Genomic DNA, 24,304 nt, shown 5'->3' on the forward strand with positions numbered 1-24,304 from the left:
GCTGGAACGCGCCCCCCGGACGTACGGGCTCCGGTGAGAGATGAGAGGGTCTTGCGGGTGAGTGAGACATCGACGAACACCCTGCAATACCGCGTCGACGGGCGGGAGGACGCGCCGGTCCTGGTCATCGGGCCCTCGTTGGGGACGACATGGCACATGTGGGACCGGCAGATACCCGAGCTCACCCGGGAGTGGCGGGTGGTGCGGTTCGATCTGCCGGGGCACGGGGGTGCGCCGGCGCAGCCGTTCACGTCGGTGGCGGAGCTGGGTGACCGGTTGCTGGCCACGCTGGACGGGATCGGGGTGCAGCGGTTCGGGTACGCGGGGTGTTCGCTGGGCGGGGCCGTGGGGCTGGACCTGGCGTTGAGGGCGCCGCACCGGGTGGCGTCGCTGGCGCTGGTGGCGACGTCGCCGCGGTTCGGGAGCGCGGACGAGTTCCGGCAGCGGGGCGTGATGGTCCGGGCGAACGGTCTGGAGCCGATGGCGAGGATGGCGCCCGAGCAGTGGTTCACGCCGGTGTTCGCGGGAGCGCAGCCGGCGATCGTCGACTGGGCCGTGCAGATGGTGCGGACGACGGACCCCGCCTGCTACATCGCGGCGTGTGAGGCGCTCGCCGTGTTCGACGTGCGGGAGGCGCTGGGGAGGATCGGGGTGCCGGCCCTGGTGCTCGTCGGGTCCGAGGACCAGGTGACCGGCCCCGCCGAGGCGAGGACGCTGGTGGCGGGGATCGCGGACGCGCGGCTCGCCGTGGTGCCGGGCGCTTCGCACCTGGCGCCGGTGGAGCAGCCCGCGGCCGTCACGGACCTGCTGTGCGAGCACTTCGCGGGGAGCGCGCAGGAGGCGAGCGGGACGCTGACGGTGCCGCCGCTGCCCGCCGGGCCGGCGCCCGCCGCCGAGCCCGTGCCGGCCGCGCCGGTGGCCGAGGCGGGCGAGGGCGGGCGGCCCGATCCGTACGAGAAGGGGCTCGGGCTGCGCCGCGAGATGCTGGGCGACGCGCATGTGGACCAGGCGCTCGCGGACGACCCGGACGGGGCGTTCCAGGGGCTGGTCACCCGGTACGCCTGGGGCGAGGTCTGGGGCCGGGAGGGGCTCGACCGGCGTACGCGCAGCGCGGTGACCCTGACCGCGCTGATCGCCGGGGGCCACCGGGAGGCGCTCGCCGACCACACGCGGGCCGCGCTCCGCAACGGTCTGTCGCCGGAGGAGATCCGCGAGATCGTGCTGCACGCGGGCGTGTACTGCGGGCTGCCGGCCGCCGAGACGGGCCTGCGCGTGGTCGCCCGCGTCATCGAGGAGGAGACGACGCCTCCGGCGTAACCTGGCGGCGTGAAGCTGACCAAGAAGTCCCACGCGTGCGTACGGCTGGAGAAGGACGGGCGGACGCTCGTCGTGGACCCCGGCATGTTCACCGAAGAGGACGCGGTCCGCGGGGCGGACGCGCTGCTCGTCACCCACGAGCACCCCGACCACTTCGACGAGGGGCGGCTGCGCGCCGCCCTGGAAGCCGACGAGGCCGCCGAGATCTGGACGCTGCGCAGTGTCGCGGAGCAGCTCTCGGCGGCATTCCCGGGGCGGGTGCACACCGTGGGGCACGGTGACACGTTCACGGCGGCCGGCTTCGAGGTGCAGGTCCACGGCGAGCTGCACGCGGTGATCCACCCGGACATCCCGCGGATCACGAACGTGGGCTTCCTCGTCGACGGCTCCGTGTTCCACCCCGGCGACGCGCTCACCGTGCCCGACCGGCCCGTGGACACGCTGCTGCTGCCCGTCATGGCTCCGTGGAACAAGATCTCCGAGGTCATCGACTACGTCCGGGAGGTCAAGCCGCGCCGGGCGTACGACATCCACGACGCCCTGCTCACCGACCTCGCCCGGCCGATCTACGACCGGCAGATCGGCGCGCTCGGCGGCACCGACCACGCCCGCCTCGCGTCGGGCGCGTCAGCCGAGGTCTGAGCGGGGCCCCGGAAGACCGTCCCGGCAAGCCGGGGGCGCCTTCCGGTGCCGCCGCACCGGTCGGCTGTCACACCCCGCCAGTAGGCTTGCGGGCATGCGCATCGCCACCTGGAACGTCAATTCGATCACCGCTCGGCTGCCGCGGCTGCTGGCCTGGCTGGAGAGCACCGGCACGGACGTGCTGTGCATCCAGGAGACCAAGTGCACGGCCGAGCAGTTCCCCACCGAGGAGCTCCGCGCCCTGGGGTACGAGTCGGTGGTCAACGCCACCGGCCGGTGGAACGGCGTGGCCCTGGTCTCGCGCGTCGGTCTCGCCGACGTGGTCACGGGTCTGCCCGGCGGCCCGGAGTACGGCGGGGCGGACGAGCCCCGGGCGATCTCCGCGACCTGCGGCCCGGTCCGGGTCTGGTCGGTGTACGTGCCGAACGGCCGGGAGGTGGCCCACGAGCACTACGCCTACAAGCTGCGCTGGCTGGAGGCGCTGAAGGCGGCCGTCGCGGAGGACGCGGCGGGGGAGCGCCCCTTCGCGGTGCTCGGCGACTACAACATCGCCCCGACGGACGAGGACGTCTGGGACCGGGCGGTCTTCGAGGGCGCCACGCACGTCACGGAGCCGGAGCGGGCGGCGCTCGCGGGCCTGCGCGAGACCGGTCTGACCGACGTGGTCCCGCGCCCGCTCAAGTACGACCACCCGTTCACGTACTGGGACTACCGCCAGCTCTGCTTCCCGAAGAACAAGGGCATGCGCATCGACCTGGTCTACGGCAACAAGCCGTTCGCCGGAGCGGTCTCGGACAGCTATGTGGACCGTGAGGAGCGCAAGGGGAAGGGCGCGTCGGACCACGCCCCCGTGGTCGTGGACCTCGACGTCCGAGCGTGATTCCCCCCGCCGTGCGGCGGGGGCCCGTCCCGGCGGCGGAGATCGTTTCCGCGCGCCGGGTGGTCGACCGGGAGGTGACGGTGCGAGGCTGTTCGGATGAACATCCCGTTTCTGGACAACTGGCGCAAGCGGCATGAGCCCGAGCCGGCCGACTCCCCCCTGGCCGCGGCCTTCGACCGCGATCCGGAGGGAGTGGCCGAGCTGCTCTCCGAGTGCGAGCTGCTGCGCGCCCGGGTGGGGACGTCCGGCGTGGTCCTGGACGACACCCCGCGGTCCCTCCAGGAGCTCGACCAGCTGCCGCCGCGTTGGCGGAACGATTCGGAGGAGCTGCCCTGGATCGGGAACGACGCCGGGCTCTACCTCGGCACCGTCATCGTCCGGAACGTGCCGGACGCGCGGTGGCAGGTGTGGCCGGGCGGCGGACCGGTGGTGCGGCTCGCCTCCGGCCGGGAGATCCAGGTCGTCGAGGCCGGTCTCGACTGGGCGATGACGGGCTCGCCGGAGCTCTACCAGGTGTACGCCGAGGCCGCCGAGTACTGATCCCGGGCCCCGCCCGCACCACCCTGCCGCAGTAAATACGGCTTATCCGGGTCTCATGCGTGTCGACCGTGAAGTCCCTTTTTCTCGTGGATAGTTTGCGCTGACCGCGACACCGCTGAGGAGGGGGCAGGGCAGCGCATGGCCGTCGTCGATCCGCTGATCGAACCGCGTGGCGTCAACAAGCGCCACCCACCTCGCACGGATTCCTCCTCACCCACGAGGAGTTCCCGCACGCGGGGTGGCTGATCGCGTCGAACGTCGACCACGACCTGCCGTTCCTCCCCGTCGTGCTCGTCAGCTCCCCGATCCGCATCGGGATGTGCGTGCTGCTCTCCTGGTAAGAGGCCCTGCCCGCCCGGCAGCAGCCGGTGATCACTCGTCCCGCAGCGGAACCGACACGTACGACGGGTCGGCCGAGGGGGAGGAGAAGGTCAGCTGCGCACCGGTCGGGTTGTGCTCGATGTACAGGGGGTCGACGGTGTCGACGACCAGCGCGAGCCGGTGTCCGGCCGGCACGTCGTACGCCGTGGAGAACAGCTCCAGGTCGACGGCGAACGGCTTCCCCGGCGTCCGGTCGTGGAAGGTGTACGGCGCGTTGCTGACGAGCTTTCCGACACCGAGCGGACCCACGTCGTAGAGGTACGCGACGAGGGTGCCGCTCTCCTCGGTCGGGGTCACCGTCGTGTGCACCTTCACCGTGCCGCGCACGCGCTGCGGGGTGTCGTACCACTCGGACTGCCAGACGCCGGCGAACGCGCGGGGGAGGAGCGGGACGGACACGAGGGGCGGGGTGCGGAGGAACTGGTCGAGGGCGTTGGTGAGCAGCGTGATGCCGCCGTTGGCGCCGGAGTCGATGTTCGCCCAGATCCGCTGCGTACCGCCCAGGCCGAACTTGCGCTGGTTCGCGTTCACCGACTTCCAGTCCGGGTAGCCCTCGTAGCCGCCGGTGGAGCGGGACTTGAGCTGGACGGGCTGCTCGCGGTCGACGCCGTTGTCGGCGCCCTTCAGGTAGTGGTCGAACCAGCGGTGGGCGCTGGTCCAGGTGTCGTTGGGGAGCCCGAACAGGCCGGTGGCCTCGGCGGTGGCGTGGTCGCCGGGGCGGAACTCCAGCCGCTTGGGACCGGTGAGCTTCTCGTAGAAACCCGCGTACTGGTTGGGCGGGAAGATCGTGTCCCCCCACGCGTTGCCGAGCATGATCGCGGCGCCGTTGGCGTTGATGCGGTCCAGGTAGGTCGCGGGTGACCGGGTCCGTCCCCAGGCGATCATCTCGTCCTCCTTGTCGAGGTTCGACGAGAGGAAGTCGCCCAGGATCTCCTGGAGTTCGGGCCCGGGGCGGCCCGTGAGGTAGCCGGCGCCGCCGAGCAGCCCGGCTGCCTGCAGGTGCTGGGTCCGCCCGCTGTAGATCGACTCGATCAGGTCCGCCCAGCCGCTCAGTGCGGCGACGGCCTTGATCCGCGGGTCGTGCGCGGCGGCGAGCAGGCTGATGCCGGCGCCGTACGACACGCCCGCCATGCCGATGTGGGCCGGGTCCGCGGGCGTGTGCGCGAGGGTCCAGTCGATCACCCTCGACGCGTCGGCGATGTCCTTGGGTCCCGCGGTCTCGATCTCGCCGCCGGACTGCCAGAACCCGCGCGAGTTGTAACTCACCACGACGTAGCCGGAGTCGGCGAGTTTCTGCGCCTGCGCGAGGTACTCGATCTGGGGCATGGCCCAGCTGGTGGGCAGCACGATCACGGGGTAGCGGGTGGACCCGTCGCCGCCCGCCGGCGTGACGACGTTCGCCTTGAGGACGGTGCCGCCGTCTCCCGCGATGTCGACGAACCGGAGGGAAGCGGCGGTTTCGGCGGCCTGCGCGGCGGGCGCGAGCCCGAGCGCCGTCCCGGCCACGAGGGCGGCCGAGACGGCGAGGACCAGGGATGTGCGCACGGGTCACTCCTCACTGGGGGCACTGATGGGGGGCAGTGAAAGTGACCCGACGGTAACCGGGGCGGCTTACCCGTGGTAACCAGTCGGTAAGTTACGTGCGGGTAACGATTGGGTGCGGGGTGGGGCAGTCGAGGAGGGCGACGACCTCGGCGAAGTCCGCGAGCGCCTCCCCGTACCTCTTGACGGCGAGGAGGAACATGGACCGGTCGGCGAGGGCGCGGGCGAGGACGCCAGGGTCCGCCGGAGAACGGCGGGCGAGTGCGACGCCCTCGTCGAAGGCCGGGCGCAGCGTGTCCTCCGACCGGCGGCCGGAGCTCTCCCAGCGGAGCGCCCGGCGGACGGTCAGGCGGCGCTGGGCGACGATCAGCCCGGGGAGGTCGCCCGACGCGCGCAGGGCGGCGGTCCGCCGTTCGACAAGGGCCACGGAGGCGAAGTAGTCCTCCCGCGCGTCCGGGGACCAGCCGTGGAGCACGTGGGCCCCGAACGCCGGCAGCGGGGCACAGGGAGTGGCGGCCGGTTCGTCCGGCCGGCCCGAGAGGCCGAGGAGGGTGACCCACAAGGCCTGGATGTTGCTCCAGCTCACCGGCTCGCCGCCCCGCGCGAGACGGGTGAGCAGAGCCAGCGCCTCGCGCCGTACGGCGACCTCGTCGCCCCGGCGGCCGGCGGCCCCGAGCATCCGGGCGTACCGGTCCAGCTTCCCCACCAGCGACGCCAGCGGCGTGCGGTCCGCCGCGGCCCCGCGCCGGCCGTCGTCCACCATGCGCGCGAACACCTCAAGGGCCTCCTCGTGCCGTCCCGCCGCGTCGAGTTCGGCCGCCCACTCGATCAGCGTCCAGTGGGACACGCGGTCCGCCTCCCCGGTCCCGACGTGCCCGCCGTGGAGTGCGGCCGCCTCCGCGTGGCGCCCCTCCTCGGCCAGCACGATCGCCAGGCGCCCGTAGCGCCCGGCCTCCGCCGACTCCTCGCACACGGCTCGGCCCTCCGCCCGCCGGCCGGTGGCGAACAGCGCGTGCTCGTAGCCGCTCAGGGAGCGGCTCAGCCGCTCCTCCCGGTGCGGCGCGTCCGCGTCGAGCCGCCGCGCCGCGTCCAACGCCTCGGCGTACAGCGCCACGTGCAGCTCCGGTGCGTCGAGCTCGTAGGTCCGCTCGATGAGCGCGTCGACCAGCTTCGGCAGATACGCCTGCGGGCTCACCACCGCGAGCACCCGGTACGCCCCGACCCGCTCCCGGACCGTCAGCCTCCCTGACCCCAGCAGCAGCACCCGCGCCCGCAGCACCGTGTCCTGATCGACCTTCGCCGTGTCTCCCATGGGCCCCCTGTTCTCCGAATGAGGTACGACGGAGATTCTGGGAGTCGGGCGGCAGCCCGGACAAGGTTCGCGAACTGTGCGTTCCGCCCTACGAAAACCGGCCCTGACCTGTCATGATGGAGACGTCATCACCCCTGGGGCGGCTGCCGGCGGGAGGCACGGTGGGGGAACGGGCCGACGTACCCGACGTCTTCGATCCGCGGATCTACGCCGCGGGCATCCCGCACGACCGCTTCCGGGCCCTGCGCGACCGTCACCCGGTCGCCCGGCAGGAGGAGCCCGAGATCCTGGGCTGGCCCGCCGGGTCCGGCTTCTGGTCCGTCACCCGGCACGCCGACGTCGTCCGCGTGCTCAAGGACTCGGGGACGTACTCCTCGCACCTCGGTGCGACGCAGATCCGTGATCCCGATCCGGCGGATCTGCCGTTCATCCGCCGGATGATGCTCAATCAGGATCCGCCGGAGCACGGCAGGTTGAGGCGGCTGGTCAGTCGGGCCTTCACTCCGGGGCGGATCGAGCGGTTCGCCGCGACCGCGCGGGAGCGGGCCGGGAAGCTGCTCGCCGGGGCGGTCGCCGCGGGGGGCGAGGTGGACCTGGTCCGGAGCGTCACGGACGACTACGCGCTCCTCAACCTGACCGATCTCCTCGGGGTGCCGGCGAGCGACCGGGGACTGCTGCACGCCTGGACCGAGCGGGTGATCGCCTACCAGGACCCGGACGAGCCGCCCGTGCTCGACGCGGAGGGCCGGCCGGTGAACCCCCGGTCACCCGCGATGCTGGCCGAGATGTTCGGGTACGCACAGGAGTTGGCGGCCCACAAGCGGGAGCATCCCGCCGACGACGTGATGACCTCGCTGGCGACCTCCGAACTCGCCGACGCGGAACTGGAGATGTTCTTCTTCCTGCTGACCGTCGCGGGGAACGACACCGTCCGCAGCGCCGCCCCCGGCGGTCTTCTCGCGCTCGCCGAACACCCCGACGAGCAGCGGAGGCTGTGGCGCGGCGAGGTGGCCATGGACACGGCCGTCGACGAACTCCTGCGCGTGCACCCGCCGGTGCTCTCCTTCCGGCGCACGGCGCACCGAGACACCGAGCTGGCGGGGCAGCTGATCCGGGCGGGGGAGAAGGTCGTCGTGTTCCACGCCTCCGCCAATCACGACGAGCGTGCCTTCGTCGACCCGCACCGCCTCGACCTGGGGCGGACGCCGAACCCGCACGTCTCCTTCGGGGACGGGCCGCACGTCTGCCTCGGCGCCCACTTCGCCCGGCTTCAGCTCCGGGTGCTGTACGAGGAGGCCCGCGCGACCTGCGGCGGAGTGGCGCCCGCCGGGCCGCCCCGTCGGCTCGTCTCGAACTTCATCAACGGGATCAAGGCGCTGCCGGTTCGGCTGCGGGAGCCGTGAGGGCGGGCCGCGTGACGTCGGCGACCAGCTCCACCACGTCGGGCCCGTACGCCTGGGTGTTGACGACCTTGAGGAGCAGGACGAAGGAGCCCGAGCGGTGGGTGCGGGCCAGGGACTCGTGGTGGCGTGCGAGGTAGCGGGTCGCCGCCTGGTTGGTGATGGCGCGCTGCCCGCAGAACAGGAAGACGGGACGGCCGCCCTCGCCCGCGGTCAGCCGGGCGAGGATCACGTACTCGGAGACGCCCTTGTCCATGAGGTAGTGCTGGGTGCCGACGGTGATCTGCCCCTGGGTGCCCGACGGCTGGACGTCCACGTTCATGGTCACGCCCGGCAGCAGCGTGGACAGGTGGGCGGCCATCCGGCGGTTGGAGTACGGGCCGCCGACGCAGAACTCGGTGCGGTCGCCGAAGCCCTGGTGGGCTACGTCGTGCGCGAGTATCCGGGCCTGCGCGCCGCAGTCCTTGACGAGGGCGGAGAGTTCGAGCAGGGCGAAGACGTCGAAGCGGTGCACGACGTTGTCCCCGCCGGCCTCCCGGTTCACCACCAGCAGGCACTCCGAGCCGCCCGGCAGCCCGAAGAAGGCCTGCTTGCGGCGGAGCCTGCGCCGCCAGAGGTAGGTGCGGGCCAACCAGCCCAGGGAGGCGCTGACCCCGGTCGCCAGGACTCCCAGCACGATGTTCCGCACGTCTTCGTTCATGGGCGCGCATGGTAGCGGTCGACCGGCCTTTTGTTCGAGGCGGTCCTGACGGAACGGGCGGGGGGAAGTTACGCTGCGCGGACGGTTGTTGACTGGAGGTAGGAATGCGTCGCTCCGCCGCTGGGAAGGTCTCCGTTCTCGCCGTCGCGGCGACGGTGCTCTCGATGGGTGCCGCCGCCCCGGCCCAGTCCCCGCCGACGGCCGCGCCGCCACCCGTCAAGGAACCCGTCGCGGTCGGCTACGGGGGCGCCGTCGCCAGTGTCGACGCCGACGCCTCGGCCGCCGGCGTCGAGGTGCTCCGCAAGGGGGGCAACGCCGTGGACGCGGCCGTCGCCGTCGCGGCCGCCCTCGGCGTCACCGAGCCGTACTCGGCGGGCATCGGGGGCGGCGGGTACTTCGTGTACTACGACGCGAAGAGCCGCACCGTGCACACCATCGACGGGCGCGAGACGGCGCCCCGCTCCGCCGATGCGAACCTGTTCACGGAGAACGGCAAGCCCATCCCGTTCGAGGAGGGCCAGACCAGCGGCCTCGGTGTCGGCACCCCGGGCACCCCGGCCACCTGGCAGACCGCGCTCGACGCCTGGGGCAGCCGGCGGCTCGGCACCCTCCTCGAACCCGCCGAACGCCTCGCCCGCGACGGCTTCACCGTCGACGCGACCTTCCGCGCCCAGACCGCCGCCAACGAGGCCAGGTTCCGCGACTTCCCCGCCACCTCCGAACTCTTCCTGCCCGGCGGACAGTTGCCCGCGGTCGGCGCCCCGTTCAAGAACCCCGACCTGGCCCGTACGTACGAGAAACTCGGCCGCGAGGGCGTCGGAGCCCTCTACCGGGGGCCGCTCGCCCGGGACATCGTGAACACCGTCCGTACGCCCCCGGTCCGCGCGGGCGCCACCCGGACCGTACGCCCCGGCGACCTGACGGAGGGTGACCTCGGCGCGTACCGGACCGTGTTCCGCAAGCCCACCAAGGTCTCCTACCGGGGGCTCGACGTGTACGGCATGGCCCCCTCCTCGTCCGGCGGTACGAGCGTCGGGGAGGCGCTGAACATCCTGGAGGGCACCGACCTCGCCGCCGCCTCCCCGGCCGGGTACCTGCACCGCTCCATCGAGGCCAGCCGCATCGCGTTCGCCGACCGGGGCCGCTGGGTCGGCGACCCGGCCTTCGAGTCCGTGCCCACCCGGGGCCTGCTCTCCCAGCGGTACGCCGACTCCCGGGCCTGCCTGATCAGCGACGCCGCCGCCCTGACCAGCCCGCTCCCGCCCGGCGACCCCGCGAATCCGGTGCCCTGCGCGAGCGGCGGCACGGCGGCCCCGACCACGTACGAGGGCGAGAACACCACTCATCTGACCGTGGCCGACAAGTGGGGCAACACCGTCGCCTACACGCTGACCATCGAGTCCACCGGCGGCAGCGGGATCACCGTGCCGGGCCGGGGCTTCCTGCTCAACAACGAGCTGACCGACTTCTCCTTCGCGCCGGCGAACCCGGCCGTGCACGACCCGAACCTGCCGGGTCCCGGCAAGCGGCCGCGCTCCTCGATCTCGCCGACGATCGTCCTCGACCACCACGACCGGCCCGTCCTCGCCCTCGGGTCCCCGGGCGGCGCCACCATCATCACGACCGTCCTCCAGACCCTCACCGGTGTCGTCGACCGGGGCCTCCCGCTCGTCGACGCCATCGCCGCACCGCGCGCCAGCCAGCGCAACCAGGCCACCACGGAGCTCGAACCCGCCCTGTGGAACAGCCCGTTGAGGGCGGAACTGGAGGGGATCGGGCACGGCTTCCGGCAGAACCCGGAGATCGGCGCGGCGACCGGCGTCCAGCGCCTCCCCGACGGCCGCTGGCTGGCCGCGGCGGAGACGGTCCGGAGGGGCGGCGGCTCGGCGATGGTGGTCCGCCCGGCGCCGTAGGTCCCGGCCCGTATGACAGCGCGGTGTCCCTGCTCGTACTACAGCGCGGTGAGGACGCGCGGACCGTCGTCCGTGATCGCCACCGTGTGCTCGGCGTGGGAGGCACGGGAGCCGTCGGAGGTGCGGATGGTCCAGCCGTCGCGGGCGGTGTAGTGGTCGTCCGTGCCGCCGCCGATGAGCATCGGTTCGATGGCGAGCACCATGCCGTGCCGGAGTTTCATGCCGCGGCCCGGGCGTCCCTCGTTGGGGACGCCCGGGTCCTCGTGCATGGCGCGGCCGATGCCGTGGCCGCCGAAGCCGTCGGGGATGCCGTACCCCGCGTCGCGGCAGACCCGCCCGACGGCGTGCGCGATGTCGCCGATGCGGTTGCCGACGACGGCCGCGGCGATGCCGGCCTCCAGGGCCCGCTCCGCCGCGGCGATCAGGCGGGTGTCCTCGGGTCGGGCGCGGCCGACGGTGAAGCTGACGGCCGCGTCGCCGGCCCAGCCGTCCAGGAGCGCGCCGCAGTCCACGGAGACGAGGTCGCCGTCGGCCAGCCGGCCCGGGCCGGGGATGCCGTGCACGATCGCGTCGTTGACGGAGAGGCACACGACCGAGGGGAACGGCACCGGTGCCCACTCCGGGTGGTAGTCCAGGAAGGGCGACCCGGCCCCCGCCTCCGCCAGGACATCCCGCGCGGCCCGGTCGAGCTCGGCCATCGCGACGCCGGGCGCCGCCTTCTCCCGTACGGCCGCGAGGGCGCGGGCCACCACGCGGCCGGCCTCGCGCATGGCCGCCAGGGACTCGTTCGTCTTGATCTCCACCATGCCAATTACTATACCGGTATTAGAATGGCGTCATGGTGCGCACACCCCTGACCCCCGAAGAGCGCGAGCGCGGCGAGCGCCTCGGCCTCCTGCTGCGTTCGGCGCGCGGCGAGCGGTCCATGGTCGAGATCGCCGCGGCCGCCGGACTGTCCGCCGAGACCCTCCGCAAGATCGAGACGGGCCGGGCCCCGACGCCGGCCTTCTTCACCGTCGCCGCCATCGCCGGGGTCCTCGACCTCTCCATGGACGAGCTCGTCGTGCTCTGCGCCCCGGCCCCTGTCTGATCCCACCGAGGCCCGGGCCGCGCGCGATGGCCCTCCGCGTACGAGGCGATGGGCGCCGAGACACCCCTTAGGCTCCGAGCATGATCTCCGAAGAGCTGCGGCGCGGCCGCTACGTCAGCCTGACCACCTTCCGCAAGGACGGCACCGGGGTCGCCACGCCCGTCTGGTACGCGGTGGAGGGCTCCGAGCTGTACGCCTGGACCCGCACCGACTCCTGGAAGGTCAAGCGGCTCCGGAAGGACCCCCGGGTCGTGGTCGCCGTGTGCGACGTGCGCGGGAACGTCCCCGAGGGGGCCGAGCGGGTGACCGGCGAGGGCCGGCTCGTGGAGGGCGAGGAGCTGCACCGGATCAGGCGCCTGCTGGCGCGCAAGTACAGCTGGCAGTTCTGGCTGACCGACGTCCCCGCCATGATCGTCCGACTCGGCAAGCGCCCGCACACCGGGATCGTCGTGACGTTCTGAAAACGGTCCGTAGTCGTCCTGTAACACGACTGCGGTCCAATACCTCGCGGACCGGAAGGTTCCAGTCGACCGCGGGGCAGGTGCGTGACGCATGACGGTGTATCAACTACCGGCGGATATCGCCGTGTTCACGGAATGGCTGACAGGGCTCTCCGGCCGCCTCCGGCCGGGCGCCGGCTGGTACGGCGTCTTCGCCGAACGCGACCCGGACGGGCTGCGCGCCTGCTTCGACGGGAGGGAACTCCTGCCCTGGGACGTCGTCGAGTCCCTCCTCCAGGACGCCGGCGAAGCCGCCGACGGGATGGTCGCCGCCCAGGGGCGGGCCCTGTACGCGGCCGCCGCCACCGCGTACGACCGCCGGCCCGGCGGTGCGGACGCGCTCGCCGAACGCCGCGACCTGATGGAAGCCGAGCGCCGGAACGCCGAATCCCGCGCCCGCGAACTCGGCGAACGCCTCCGCGCGACCCCCGCGCCGGGCCCCGACGCGGCCGCCCGCCTGGAGCACGACCTCGCCTGGACCCGCGACGACCACGCCAGGGCGGTGGCCCGCGTCCACGACCTGACCGCCCGGCTCACCCGGGTGCGGGAGGGGGCCCGGAGGCCGGCCGTGGCGGCGACCGCCGGACCGGTGGCCGCCGCGGCCGTCCGGCCTGTCGGGCCGGTGCTCGCCGCACCGGAGCGGCCTTCCGCACCCGCGGCCGCCGCGCAGGGCCGGGCCGAGGGCCCCACCGGGGCGCCGCCGGTGGACGGCGCGAAGAGCGTCCGGGGCAAGCGGCGACCGCGGGGTGCCCGGTACGCCTGGCTGGAGGAGAGTGCCGAGGAGCCGGAGGCGACGGCGGCGCCCGAGCCGCTGCCCGCACTCCCGGCGGGGGGAGCCGCGCCCCGGGGGGCCCGCTTCGGGGGAGTGGCCGAACCCGACGGGAGGGGCGTCGCGGCCGGGATCCCGCGCCCGGATTCCGAGGAGGCCCTGCGGGCCGCGGCCAACGCGGTCTACGCACTCCGGAGGCTCCGCGCCCAGGGCCGCAGCGGCGAGGCGCACGCCCTGCTGTGCGACGCGCTCGGCGGGCCGCCCACCCGGCTGCCCGCCCTCGCGGCGGAGCTGCACCGGGCCGGGCTCGACGCCGACTGGGCCACCCTGCTTTGGGAGGCGGCCTCGCTGCCGCCGGGCCGGCTCGCCGCCGTCGCCGGCGCGCTGGCGGACGCGGGCCGGGCCGCCGACTGCGAGCAGCTCCTGCGCCAGGGCGTGGCCCGGCCGGTCGAGGAGCTGGTCGGGGCGTGCGCCGCGCTGCGCGCCGAGGGCCACCACCGCGAGGCGCACGAGCTGCTCACCGCCTTCGTCCGGGTCCGTGCCCCCGAGGACGCCGCCCGCCTCGCGGGCGCCGACCCGCGCGGCCTCGTCCCGCAACTCCTCGACGCCGCCCGCGCGGTGTCCGCCTCCCGCGAGCGCGACCTGCTGCACGCCCTGCGCGTGGCGGGCCTGGCGGGCGCCTGACGGGGTCCGACGGGGTCCGACGGGGCCGGTGGGGAGTGTCGAGGAGGCAGCGAGGCGGGCCTTGCGGGGGCCTGGAGGCCCTCGCTCGCACGGACCGGGCAGCGGACCTTTCGTACGGGTCCGCACTGGTCCGTACGTGTCGGTGCGTGTCCGACGTGGACCACTCGGGTATGAAACATGATCGACCCGGCCGCTTCGCGGCGGCGGTCTTGCTCCGGGGTGTGACGGGGCTTACGTTCTCCTCCTACGCACCGCGTCTACGTGCGTAGAGGCTCTCTGACGCCGTGCCGAAGGAGCAGCTCATGACCGACGTCGTACGCGCCGCACTCGTCCAGGCGACCTGGACCGGCGACACCGAATCCATGATCGCCAAACACGAGGAACACGCCCGGGAGGCGGCCCGGCAGGGGGCCAAGGTGATCGGCTTCCAGGAGGTGTTCAACGCCCCCTACTTCTGCCAGGTCCAGGAGCCCGTGCACTACCGCTGGGCCGAGCCCGTCCCCGACGGTCCCACCGTCTCGCGGATGCGGGAGCTCGCCCGGGAGACCGGGATGGTGATCGTGGTCCCCGTCTTCGAGGTCGAGAGCGAGGGCTTCTACTACAACACCGCCGCCGTCATCGACGCCGACGGCAGCTACCTCGGCAAGTACCGCAAGCACCACATCCCACAGGTCAAGGGCTTCTGGGAGAAGTACTACTTCCGCCCGGGCAACGCCGGCTGGCCGGTCTTCGAGACCGCCGTCGGACGGGTCGGGGTCTACATCTGCTACGACCGGCACTTCCCGGAGGGCTGGCGCCAACTCGGACTCAACGGAGCACAGTTGGTCTACAACCCGTCGGCCACCCACCGCGGCCTCTCCTCCTACCTCTGGCAGCTGGAGCAGCCCGCCGCCGCCGTCGCCAACGAGTACTTCGTCGCCGCGATCAACCGCGTAGGCGTCGAGGAGTACGGCGACAACGACTTCTACGGCACCAGCTACTTCGTCGACCCGCGCGGCCGGTTCGTCGGCGACGTCGCCTCCGACAAGGAGGAGGAACTCGTCGTCCGCGACCTGGACTTCGGCCTCATCGAGGAAGTGCGTCAGCAGTGGGCCTTCTACCGGGACCGCCGCCCCGACGCGTACGACGGGCTGGTGCGGCCGTGAGCAGCCTCTTCGACCGGCACAAGGCCGTCATCCCCGACTGGGTCGCCCTCTACTACCGCGACCCCATCGAGATCACCCACGGCGAGGGCCGCCACGTCTGGGACGCCGACGGGCGCAGGTACCTGGACTTCTTCGGCGGCATCCTCACCACCATGACCGCCCACGCCCTGCCCGAGGTCACCAAGGCCGTCGCCGAGCAGGCCGGGCGCATCATCCACTCGTCGACGCTCTACCTCAACCGGCCCATGGTGGAGCTCGCCGAACGGATCGCCGGCCTCTCCGGCATCCCCGACGCCCGCGTCTTCTTCACCACCTCCGGCACCGAGGCCAACGACACGGCCCTCCTCCTCGCCACCGCCCACCGCGGGTCGAACCAGATCCTGGCCATGCGGAACAGCTACCACGGCCGCTCCTTCTCCACCGTCGGCATCACCGGCAACCGCGCCTGGTCGCCCACCGGCCTCTCCCCGCTCCAGACCCTGTACGTGCACGGCGGCGTCCGCACCCGCGGCCCGTACGCCCAGTACACCGACGAGCGGTTCACCGAGGCCTGCGTCGCCGACCTCGAAGACCTGCTCGGCCACACCCGGAACGTCGCCGCGCTCATCGCCGAACCCATCCAGGGCGTCGGCGGCTTCACCTCCCCGCCCGACGGCCTGTACGCCGCCTTCCGCCGCGTCCTCGACCGGCACGGCATCCTCTGGATCTCCGACGAGGTGCAGACCGGCTGGGGCCGCACCGGTGAGCACTTCTGGGGCTGGCAGGCCCACGGCCAGGCCGGGCCGCCCGACATCCTCACCTTCGCCAAGGGCATCGGCAACGGCATGTCCGTCGGCGGGGTCGTCGCCCGCGCCGAGGTCATGAACAGCCTCGACGCCAACTCCATCTCGACCTTCGGCGGCTCCCCGGTCACCATGGCCGCCGGGCTCGCCAACCTCTCGTACCTCCTCGAGAACGACCTCCAGGGCAACGCCCGGCGCGTCGGCGGCCTCCTCATCGAACGCGTCCGGGCCGCCTGCGCCGGAGTCCCCGAGGTACGGGAGGTCCGCGGCCGCGGCCTCATGATCGGCATCGAGCTGACCGAGCCGGGCACCGAACGGGCCGCCCCGGACGCGGCCGCCGCCGTCCTGGAGGCGGCCAGGGAGGGCGGGCTGCTCATCGGCAAGGGCGGCGGCCACAACACCAGCACCCTGCGCATCGCCCCGCCGCTCTCCCTCACCGTCGCCGAGGCCGAGGAAGGCGCGGCCATCCTCGAACAGGCCCTCCGGACCCTCTAGTACGCCCCCAGCCGGGAGAGGAGCAGTCCCGTGAGCACCCGAACCCTGATCAGGGGCGGTCTCGTCGTCACCGCCGCCGACGAGGTCCATGCCGACGTGCTGATCGAGGACGGCCGCGTCGCCGCCCTCGCGGCCCACGGCTCGGACGCGGCGGCGGGCTGGACCGCCGACCGGACCATCGACGCCACCGACCGCTACGTGCTGCCCGGCGGCGTCGACGCCCACACCCACATGGAGCTGCCGTTCGGCGGCACCTCCGCCTCCGACACCTTCGAGACCGGTACCCGCGCCGCGGCCTGGGGCGGCACCACCACCATCGTCGACTTCGCCGTCCAGAGCGTGGGCCACAGCCTGCGCGAAGGGCTCGACACCTGGTACGCCAAGGCCGACGGCAACTGCGCGATCGACTACGCCTTCCACATGATCCTCTCCGACGTCAACGAGCACACGCTCAAGGAGATGGACAAGCTCGTCCAGGAGGGCATCACCTCGTTCAAGCTGTTCATGGCGTACCCGGGCGTCTTCTACAGCGACGACGGCCGGATCCTGCGCGCCATGCAGCGCTCCGCCGACAACGGCGGGCTGATCATGATGCACGCCGAGAACGGCATCGCCATCGACGTCCTCGTCGAACAGGCACTCGCCCGCGGCGAGACGGACCCGCGCTACCACGGCGAGGTCCGCAAGGCCCTCCTGGAAGCCGAGGCCACCCACCGCGCGATCCAGCTGTCCCGGGTCGCCGGCGCGCCGCTCTACGTCGTCCACGTCTCCGCCGAGGAGGCCGTCGCCGAGATCGCGGCGGCCCGCGACAAGGGTCTCCCGGTCTTCGGCGAGACCTGCCCCCAGTACCTCTTCCTGTCCACCGACAACCTCGCCGAGCCGGGCTTCGAGGGCGCCAAGTACGTCTGCTCGACACCGCTGAGGCCGAAGGAGCACCAGGCCGCGCTCTGGCGCGGGCTGCGCACCAACGACCTCCAGGTGGTCTCCACCGACCACTGCCCCTTCTGCTTCACCGGCCAGAAGGACCTCGGCCGCGGCGACTTCTCGAAGATCCCCAACGGCCTGCCCGGGGTGGAGAACCGCATGGACCTCCTCCACCAGGCCGTCGTCGACGGGCACATCTCGCGCCGCCGGTGGATCGAGATCGCCTGCGCGACCCCGGCCCGGATGTTCGGCCTCTACCCGCAGAAGGGCACGATCGCGCCCGGCGCCGACGCGGACATCGTCATCTACGACCCGCACGCCCGCCAGACGATCTCCGCGGCCACCCACCACATGAACGTCGACTACTCCGCGTACGAGGGGAAGGAGATCACCGGTCAGGTCGAGACGGTCCTCTCGCGCGGCGAACCCGTCATCGACCAGCGGAAGTTCACCGGCCGCGCCGGACACGGCGCCTTCACCCCCCGCTCCACCTGCCAGTACCTGAACTAGGAGAACGACGTTGGACTTCGGACTCGTCCTGCAGACCGACCCGCCCGCCTCGGAGGTCGTCGGGCTGATGCGCAGGGCGGAACGCAACGGCTTCCGCTACGGATGGACCTTCGACTCCGCCGTGCTCTGGCAGGAACCCTTCGTCATCTACAGCCGCATCCTCGAACACACCACCAAGCTCCACGTCGGCACCATGGTGACCAACCCCGGCACCCGCACCTGGGAGGTGACCGCCTCCACCTTCGCCACCCTCAACGACATGTACGGCAACCGGACCGTCTGCGGCATCGGCCGCGGCGACTCCGCCATGCGCGTCGCCGGCCGCAAGCCGAACACCCTCGCCCGGCTCGGCGAGGCCATCGACGTCATCCGCGACCTCGCCGAGGGACGCGAGGCGGAGGTGGACGGCAACGCGATCCGCATCCCGTGGGTGAAGGACGGGAAGCTGCCCGTCTGGATGGCCGCCTACGGCCCCAAGGCGCTCGCCCTCGCCGGGCAGAAGGCCGACGGCTTCATCCTCCAGCTCGCCGACCCGTTCCTCACCGAGTGGATGGTCAAGGCCGTCCGGCAGGCGGCCGCCGACGCCGGCCGCGACCCCGACGCCCTGACGATCTGCGTCGCCGCCCCCGCCTACGTGACGGCCGACGCCTCGCCCGAGGCCCTGGCCCACGCCCGGGACCAGTGCCGCTGGTTCGGCGGCATGGTCGGCAACCACGTCGCCGACCTGGTGGCGAAGTACGGCGAGCACTCGGGGATGGTGCCGGAGGAGCTTACCGCGTACATCAAGGACCGGCACGGCTACGACTACAGCCACCACGGCCGCGCCGGGAACCCCGACACGCAGTTCGTCCCCGACGAGATCGTCGACCGCTTCTGCCTCCTCGGCCCCGCCGAGGCCCACATCGACAAGCTCCGCCACCTCAGGACCCTGGGCGTCGACCAGTTCGCCGTCTACGACATGCACGACGCCAAGGAGGCCACCATCGACGCGTACGGCTCCGACATCATCCCGGCCCTCGCGGACGCGTAGCGCCCCGGCAGCGACCGGGGCCCCGCCGGGTGACGGCGGGGCCCCGCCGGTCCCGAGGACCTCAGGGAAGGAACTCGTACGTCGGGCCGTCGGGCGCGCGGTCGCGCGCGCACAGGGTCACGTCCCTCCCCTTGAGATACGCCAGCAGCCACTCGCCGAACGTCATCTCGTAGAGGGTCCACGCCGGGCTGTCCATCTCCTGCACCACGACGCGCCAGGGCGCCGACGGCTCGTCGGGGACGCGCAGGAAGATCGCCTCGCCCGTCGTGGCCGTCGCCACCGGCACGACCTCGCCGGGGTTCGTCCCCGCCGGACCCGGCAGGTACTCGGCCATGTCCTCCTCGCGCCAGAACTCGAGGTCCTGCCTGACCATCGTCCCCAGATCGTGCAGGAGATGGGGAGCGGGATGCTTCAGGTACAGCTGCCCGTTGATCACGATCGACCCGTAGGCGTCGACGATCTCGCGGAAGTCCGCGGGGAACTCGATGCCGAATTCCCGCTCCGCCGCGATCCACGGCGCCGGATCCGACCAGTTGAACCTGGATTCGCCCAACAGGGCTTCGACATCCGAAAGCGCTGCCATCATTCCGCCCCTTCTGACGCGTCGCGCCGGTACACGTCCGAAGATCGTAACGACCGGTGCGGCAACCCACCTTGACGGCCCCGCCGCCCGGGACCAGACTCCGCACATCCCAAGAACCCCACGCCCCGCACGGCCTCGTTCCGTCCCCGAACGAAGGGTTCGGCCCATGACCGCGACCGCCCCCTCCGGAAGACCCGGAGACCCGGCAATTCCCGCCGCGACACCCGGCGCGTACGACGCCCACGACGGCCGCGTCGAACTCGCGCCCGGCACCGCCCCCGACGACCCCCGCTTCGTCAACGACGACCTGCTCCCGGTCCCCGTCGCGGAACGCCGCTGGACCACCTACAACTTCGCCGCCCTCTGGGTCGGCATGGCCCACAACATCCCGTCCTGGATGCTCGCCTCCGGTCTCGTCGCCCTCGGCATGGACTGGAAGCAGGCCGTCCTCACCATCGCCCTCGCCAACGTCATCGTCCTGCTCCCGATGCTGCTCACCGGGCACGCCGGACCCAAGTACGGCATCCCGTTCCCGGTCCTCGCCCGCGCCTCCTTCGGGCTGCGCGGAGCCAACCTGCCCGCCCTCATCCGCGCCGGCGTCGCCTGCGCCTGGTTCGGCATCCAGACCTGGATCGGAGGCCAGGGCGTCTTCGTCCTGCTCGACAAGGTCCTCGGTGCGCTCTTCGGCGTCAGCTGGGCGGACACGTCGCGGATCGGCGGCCAGCCCTGGACCCTCTGGCTCTGCTTCGTCCTCTTCTGGGCGCTCGAACTCGCCATCATCTACCGGGGGATGGAGGCGCTGCGCCGCTTCGAGAACTGGGCCGCGCCGTTCGTCATCGTCGGCGCGCTCGCCCTCCTCGGGTGGATCACGGCCAAGGCGGGCGGTCTCGGACCGCTCCTCGACCAGCCGTCCGCGCTCGGCTGGGGCGCCGACTTCTGGGCCGTCTTCTTCCCCGCCCTCATGGGCATGATCGCCTTCTGGGCGACCCTCAGCCTCAACATCCCGGACTTCACCCGCTTCGGATCCGGTCAGCGGTCCCAAGTCCTGGGCCAGACGCTCGGGTTGCCGACCACGATGACGCTCTTCGCGCTGCTCTCGGTGCTCGTCACCTCCGGCTCGCAGGCCGTGTACGGGGCGCCCGTCTGGGACCCGGTGGCCCTGGCCTCCCGGACCGACAGCGTCTTCGGACTCCTCTTCGCCCTGGTGACCGTCCTGGTCGCCACCCTCTCGGTGAACATCGCGGCGAACGTCGTCTCCCCGGCGTACGACCTCGCCAACCTGGCGCCGAAACTGGTGAACTTCCGCACGGGCGCGCTGACCACCGGCGTCGTGGGCGTCCTCATCATGCCGTGGAAGCTCACCGCCACCCCCGAGCTGTACATCTTCACCTGGCTCGGTCTGGTCGGCGGCCTCCTCGGCACGGTCGCCGGCATCCTCATCGCCGACTACTGGCTCGTCCGCCGCACCGTCCTCGACCTCGCCGGGCTCTACCGCCCCGACGGCCCCTACTGGTACCGGGGCGGCTGGAACCCGGCGGCCGTCCTCGCCTTCGCGGTCGGCGGCGTCCTCGCCGTCGGCGGCTCCCACTCGGCCCCCGGCACCGGCCCCTTCCCCGAGGACGGCCTCATCCCGTTCCTCAAGCCCCTCGCCGACTACGGCTGGGCCGTCGGCCTCGCCACCTCCCTGCTCCTCTACACCCTCCTCATGAGGCGCGGGGCAGCCTCCCGGTCGTCCGCTCGATCCAGTTGAGGTACGACCAGACCCGGGTGTTCACCGCCGGGGTCTCGGTCGCGCACCCCTTCCCGTACGACACGAGGCCGATCAGGTACGGCTTCCGCGCGACCGTGTGCACCAGCGGTCCGCCGGAGTCGTACTGGCACGTGTCCCGCCCGGGGGCGTACGTGCACAGCTGCGACGGGGTCACCTGCGGCATCCCCCTCGTCCCGCAGACCGGGTTGCTCATCGTGTCCAGGGTCACCGTCCGCAGCACCGCCGACGTCCGTCCCCCGAACGACGTGGCCCCCCAGCCGGGGGCCTCCACCCGCGTGTGGTCGAACGCGCCCCGCGCGAACGAGTGCGGCAGCGCGATCGGCCGCACGTCGCCGTTGACCGCGACCGGCTCGGCCAGCCGCACCAGCGCGATGTCGTTCCGCTGGCTCTCCGGGTCGTAGTCCGGATGCACCACCATCCGCGCGGGCGCCGCGAGCACCGCGTTCGGGCTGTCCTCCCGCGACGTCAGGTCGTGCTCGCCGAGCAGCACCCCCACCCTGTCCGTGCTGCCGTACGACCCCGTCACGCAGTGCGCCGCCGTGACCACCCACCGCTCCCCGATCAACGCCCCGCCGCACATCACCCGCCGCTCCTCCAGGTCCACCAGCCCCGCCATGAACGGATACCGGTGCGGCCTCGCCTCCTCCCCTCCCACGATCCCCGCCGCCGGCCCGGTGCCCAGCGCCCCCAGCACCGCGACCGCCCCCGCCAGCACGCCCGTCACCTTCCGCGCCCATCCCATGAACTCTCCGACCGTCGACGACGTCTTCCCGGACCCCGGCACTGCGGAGACGTTTCCTCTCTCCGTCCCGCCATCCGCTCCCGGCCCGTCGGCTCGTCAACGATCACAGCGGACACCGGTCACGGACGGTTGACGCCCGGCCGATGCCGGGACGGCCCCGGAGAGTGGGTCACCCACGTGCGAGCGCGTGCTGACGACCTCGCCGGGGAGGATCTCCTCGGCGAGCCCGGTCGCCCCACCCGGCCGGCAGGCGCCCTGCGGGGAAACGGAGGGTGGCGGGCGTGGCGTTCCGGATGTCAGGGGCGCGTGCTTAGCTGGGGGCATGATCGGAGACTTCCTGGAGCACGTCCTCGACGGTGGTACGGGCGAGGTGGAGGAGGCCGTGCGCAAGGCGGCCGCCGCCGAGATCATGCCGCGGTTCCGGCAGCTGGCCGCGGACGAGATCATCGAGAAGAACGGGCCGCACGACCTGGTCACGGTGGCCGACCGGGCTGCCGAGGCGCACCTCACCGCCGCCCTGACCGCACTGCTGCCCGGCTCCGTCGTGGTGGGCGAAGAGGCCGTGCACGCCGACCCGACCGTCTACGAGGCGCTGCGCGGAGACGCCCCGGTGTGGATCGTGGACCCCGTCGACGGGACCCGCCAGTTCGTGCACGGCGACCCCGCGTTCTGCACGCTCGTCGCCCTCGCACGGCACGGCGAGGTCCTGGCGTCGTGGACCTTCGCACCGGCCCTGGAGGAGATGGCCGTCGCGGTCCGCGGCCGGGGAGCCACCCTCGACGGGCGGCCACTGCGCTCCGGATCGCCGCTGCCCGGCGCGGTCCTGGAGGTCGCCACCTCCCACCCGGACTACAGCACGCCCGAGCAGAAGCGCGCGCTGCTCGCCCTCGACACGGAGGGCGTGCGCCGCCGTCCGTGCGGCTCCGCCGGGCTCGAGTACCTCGCGGTGGCGCGGGGCGCGCTCGACGCCACCGCGTTCGGCTGGGAGTACGCGTGGGACCACGCGGCCGGACTGCTCCTGGTCGAGGAGGCCGGCGGCACGGACGCGACGGTCGCGGGGGACCGGTTCCGCGTCGCCGGCGGCAACGTGCTTCCGTTCACCGCCGCCAGGGACGCGGCGACGGCCGAGCGGATCCGGAGACTCCTCGGGGGACGGTGAGCCCGGACGGGCCACCGGCCTATCCTGGGGGGCCCTGGCCATCGGCTGACGAAGGAGTTCGAACGTGACGAACGGGACGTCGATGCTCGATGTGGTCGTCGTGGGGGCGGGGCCCAACGGACTCACCGCGGCCGTGGAGTTGGCCCGGCGGGGCTTGTCGGTGGCCGTCTTCGAGGCCGAGCCGACCGTCGGCGGCGGGGCCAGGACCGAGGAACTGACGCTCCCCGGCTTCCGGCACGACCCCTGCTCCGCCGTGCACCCCCTGGGAGCCGGCTCGCCCGTCTTCGGGACGATGCCCCTGGACCGGTACGGCCTGGAGTGGCTCCACCCCGAACTGCCCATGGCCCACCCCTGGGACGACGGCACCGCCGCCGTCCTCGCCCGCTCCGTCGCCGAGACCGCCGCCTCCTTCGGTTCGCGCGACGCCGGGGCCTACCGCAGGCTCGTCGCGCCCTTCCTCGGCAAGTGGGACACCCTGGCCCGGGACTTCATGCAGCTGCCGCTCACCGCGCTGCCCCGCGACCCCGTCACCCTCGCCCGCTTCGGCCTCGCCGGGCTGCCGCCCTCCACCTGGCTGATGCGGCGGTTCCGCGACGAGAAGGCCCGCGGCCTCTTCGCCGGACTCGTCGGCCATGTCATCGCCCCGCTCGGCGGCCTCGCCACCGGCGCCGTCGGCCTGGTCTTCGCGCTCGCCGCGCACGCGGGCGGCTGGCCCATGCCCCGGGGCGGCTCGCAGTCGATCTCGGACGCCCTCACCGCGTACCTCAAGGACCTCGGCGGCGCCGTCCACACCGACTTCGAGGTCAAGCGCCTCGACGACCTGCCGCCGGCCCGCGCCTACGTCTTCGACACCTCGCCGACCGCCCTCGCCCGGATCGCCGGCTTCGGCGGCCACTACGACCACTACCGCTACGGCGCCAGTGTCTTCAAGATCGACTACGCCCTGGACGGCCCGGTGCCGTGGACCGCCGGGGAAGCCCGGCGCGCCGGCACCGTCCAGATCGGCCCCACCGCGGGCGAGATCGACACCGCCCTGCACCAGGCGTCCTCCGGCACCGCACCCGACGCCCCCTTCCTCATCACCGCACAACCCAGCCTCGTCGACCCGTCCCGCGCCCCCGACGGCAAGCACGTCTTCTGGGCGTACGGCCACGTGCCCCACGGCTGGCGCGGCGACCTCACCGACGCGATCGAGCGTCAGATCGAGCGCTTCGCCCCCGGATTCCGCGACCTCGTCCTGGCCCGTGCCACCGCCGGACCGCCCGAACTCGCCGCCCGCAACGCCAACTACGTCGGCGGTGACATCGCCTGCGGCGCCGCCCGCGGCCTCCAGCTGCTGCTGCGCCCCACCCTCTCCTTGCGCCCCTACGACACCCCGCACCCGGCGGTGTTCCTCTGCTCCTCCGCCACCCCGCCCGGCCCCGGCGTGCACGGCATGTCCGGCCACAACGCGGCGAAGGCCGTGTGGCGGCGGCTGCGAAAATAGACTGACC

22 protein-coding genes are annotated in these 24,304 nt (G+C 72.8%); 16 read left to right on the forward strand and 6 right to left on the reverse strand.

Annotated elements, in window-relative coordinates; genetic code table 11:
• Positions 1-57 precede the first annotated feature (57 nt).
• The 4 genes from MRBLMG1_RS00605 to MRBLMG1_RS00620 all read left to right on the forward strand — a co-directional run bounded on the left by MRBLMG1_RS00605 (position 58) and on the right by MRBLMG1_RS00620 (position 3,379).
• The gene (locus tag MRBLMG1_RS00605; RefSeq protein ID WP_367819590.1) at positions 58-1,317 is read left to right on the forward strand and encodes an alpha/beta fold hydrolase; all 1,260 of its coding nucleotides are present in this window, start codon (positions 58-60) and stop codon (positions 1,315-1,317) included.
• Positions 1,318-1,326: 9 nt separating this feature from the next.
• Entirely contained in the window at positions 1,327-1,959 is a 633-nt protein-coding gene (locus tag MRBLMG1_RS00610) for an MBL fold metallo-hydrolase (RefSeq protein ID WP_367819592.1), read from the forward strand.
• Between the two features lie 94 nt (positions 1,960-2,053).
• Complete coding sequence (locus tag MRBLMG1_RS00615) at positions 2,054-2,839, forward strand: exodeoxyribonuclease III (protein WP_367819594.1); 786 nt, start codon at positions 2,054-2,056, stop codon at positions 2,837-2,839.
• A 96-nt stretch (positions 2,840-2,935) separates the two neighbouring features.
• Positions 2,936-3,379 (forward strand): DUF6278 family protein, encoded by a 444-nt coding sequence (locus tag MRBLMG1_RS00620; RefSeq protein WP_367819595.1) that lies wholly within the window; start codon positions 2,936-2,938, stop codon positions 3,377-3,379.
• Between the two features lie 372 nt (positions 3,380-3,751).
• On the opposite strand, the gene MRBLMG1_RS00630 is transcribed toward MRBLMG1_RS00620, so the two are convergent.
• Together MRBLMG1_RS00630 and MRBLMG1_RS00635 are read right to left on the reverse strand one after the other, a co-directional pair.
• Positions 3,752-5,305 carry an alpha/beta fold hydrolase gene (locus MRBLMG1_RS00630; RefSeq protein WP_367819597.1) on the reverse strand — a complete coding sequence of 518 codons (1,554 nt, stop codon included), beginning with the start codon at positions 5,303-5,305 and terminating at the stop codon, positions 3,752-3,754.
• Between the two features lie 91 nt (positions 5,306-5,396).
• A complete protein-coding gene (locus MRBLMG1_RS00635; RefSeq protein WP_367819599.1) occupies positions 5,397-6,614 on the reverse strand; it encodes a hypothetical protein in 1,218 nt (405 codons plus the stop codon).
• A gap of 113 nt (positions 6,615-6,727) precedes the next feature.
• Between MRBLMG1_RS00635 and MRBLMG1_RS00640 the strand changes: the two genes are divergently transcribed.
• Positions 6,728-8,017 (forward strand): cytochrome P450, encoded by a 1,290-nt coding sequence (locus MRBLMG1_RS00640; RefSeq protein WP_414721450.1) that lies wholly within the window; start codon positions 6,728-6,730, stop codon positions 8,015-8,017.
• Here MRBLMG1_RS00640 and MRBLMG1_RS00645 read toward each other — a convergent pair.
• Positions 7,983-8,714 carry a hypothetical protein gene (locus tag MRBLMG1_RS00645; protein ID WP_367819603.1) on the reverse strand — a complete coding sequence of 244 codons (732 nt, stop codon included), beginning with the start codon at positions 8,712-8,714 and terminating at the stop codon, positions 7,983-7,985. The two genes, MRBLMG1_RS00640 and MRBLMG1_RS00645, sit on opposite strands and share 35 nt — an antisense overlap.
• Before the next feature lie 104 nt (positions 8,715-8,818).
• On the opposite strand from MRBLMG1_RS00645, the gene ggt reads away from it, so the two are divergent.
• Complete coding sequence (ggt, locus tag MRBLMG1_RS00650) at positions 8,819-10,627, forward strand: gamma-glutamyltransferase (protein WP_367819605.1); 1,809 nt, start codon at positions 8,819-8,821, stop codon at positions 10,625-10,627.
• A gap of 38 nt (positions 10,628-10,665) precedes the next feature.
• Here the strand turns inward: ggt and map are convergent, their stop codons facing one another.
• Positions 10,666-11,433, reverse strand: a complete 768-nt coding sequence (map, locus tag MRBLMG1_RS00655) for a type I methionyl aminopeptidase (RefSeq protein ID WP_367819607.1) — start codon at positions 11,431-11,433, stop codon at positions 10,666-10,668.
• Between the two features lie 32 nt (positions 11,434-11,465).
• Between map and MRBLMG1_RS00660 the strand changes: the two genes are divergently transcribed.
• From MRBLMG1_RS00660 to MRBLMG1_RS00690, 7 genes are all read left to right on the forward strand, one after another.
• Positions 11,466-11,717: a helix-turn-helix domain-containing protein gene (locus MRBLMG1_RS00660; protein ID WP_367819609.1), complete on the forward strand. Its 252-nt coding sequence runs from the start codon at positions 11,466-11,468 to the stop codon at positions 11,715-11,717.
• A gap of 80 nt (positions 11,718-11,797) precedes the next feature.
• Entirely contained in the window at positions 11,798-12,178 is a 381-nt protein-coding gene (locus MRBLMG1_RS00665) for a PPOX class F420-dependent oxidoreductase (RefSeq protein ID WP_367819611.1), read from the forward strand.
• Between the two features lie 91 nt (positions 12,179-12,269).
• A complete protein-coding gene (locus tag MRBLMG1_RS00670) occupies positions 12,270-13,670 on the forward strand; it encodes a UL36 very large tegument protein (protein ID WP_367819613.1) in 1,401 nt (466 codons plus the stop codon).
• Between the two features lie 302 nt (positions 13,671-13,972).
• Positions 13,973-14,815: a nitrilase-related carbon-nitrogen hydrolase gene (locus MRBLMG1_RS00675; RefSeq protein WP_367819614.1), complete on the forward strand. Its 843-nt coding sequence runs from the start codon at positions 13,973-13,975 to the stop codon at positions 14,813-14,815.
• A complete protein-coding gene (locus tag MRBLMG1_RS00680) occupies positions 14,812-16,092 on the forward strand; it encodes an aspartate aminotransferase family protein (protein ID WP_367819616.1) in 1,281 nt (426 codons plus the stop codon). Before MRBLMG1_RS00675 ends, MRBLMG1_RS00680 begins: the two co-directional genes overlap by 4 nt.
• A 30-nt stretch (positions 16,093-16,122) precedes the next feature.
• On the forward strand, positions 16,123-17,526 hold the full coding sequence (hydA, locus tag MRBLMG1_RS00685) for a dihydropyrimidinase (protein ID WP_367819618.1): 1,404 nt from the start codon (positions 16,123-16,125) through the stop codon (positions 17,524-17,526).
• Positions 17,527-17,536: 10 nt separating this feature from the next.
• Positions 17,537-18,556, forward strand: a complete 1,020-nt coding sequence (locus tag MRBLMG1_RS00690; RefSeq protein WP_367819620.1) for a TIGR03842 family LLM class F420-dependent oxidoreductase — start codon at positions 17,537-17,539, stop codon at positions 18,554-18,556.
• A gap of 61 nt (positions 18,557-18,617) precedes the next feature.
• Here MRBLMG1_RS00690 and MRBLMG1_RS00695 read toward each other — a convergent pair whose 3' ends face one another.
• Positions 18,618-19,142, reverse strand: a complete 525-nt coding sequence (locus tag MRBLMG1_RS00695; protein ID WP_367819622.1) for an SMI1/KNR4 family protein — start codon at positions 19,140-19,142, stop codon at positions 18,618-18,620.
• Between the two features lie 163 nt (positions 19,143-19,305).
• Between MRBLMG1_RS00695 and MRBLMG1_RS00700 the strand changes: the two genes are divergently transcribed.
• Complete coding sequence (locus MRBLMG1_RS00700) at positions 19,306-20,889, forward strand: NCS1 family nucleobase:cation symporter-1 (protein WP_367819623.1); 1,584 nt, start codon at positions 19,306-19,308, stop codon at positions 20,887-20,889.
• Here the strand turns inward: MRBLMG1_RS00700 and MRBLMG1_RS00705 are convergent.
• Positions 20,843-21,652 carry a serine protease gene (locus MRBLMG1_RS00705; protein WP_367819625.1) on the reverse strand — a complete coding sequence of 270 codons (810 nt, stop codon included), beginning with the start codon at positions 21,650-21,652 and terminating at the stop codon, positions 20,843-20,845. The genes MRBLMG1_RS00700 and MRBLMG1_RS00705 overlap by 47 nt on opposite strands.
• Before the next feature lie 322 nt (positions 21,653-21,974).
• On the opposite strand from MRBLMG1_RS00705, the gene MRBLMG1_RS00710 reads away from it, so the two are divergent.
• Both MRBLMG1_RS00710 and MRBLMG1_RS00715 read left to right on the forward strand, forming a co-directional pair.
• The gene (locus tag MRBLMG1_RS00710) at positions 21,975-22,811 is read left to right on the forward strand and encodes an inositol monophosphatase family protein (protein ID WP_367819627.1); all 837 of its coding nucleotides are present in this window, start codon (positions 21,975-21,977) and stop codon (positions 22,809-22,811) included.
• Between the two features lie 82 nt (positions 22,812-22,893).
• On the forward strand, positions 22,894-24,297 hold the full coding sequence (locus tag MRBLMG1_RS00715) for a phytoene desaturase family protein (protein ID WP_367820280.1): 1,404 nt from the start codon (positions 22,894-22,896) through the stop codon (positions 24,295-24,297).
• Positions 24,298-24,304: the final 7 nt, after the last annotated feature.

The sequence above is a fragment of the Streptomyces sp. LMG1-1-1.1 genome (assembly GCF_040815545.1).
Classification (GTDB): Bacteria; Actinomycetota; Actinomycetes; order Streptomycetales; family Streptomycetaceae; genus Streptomyces.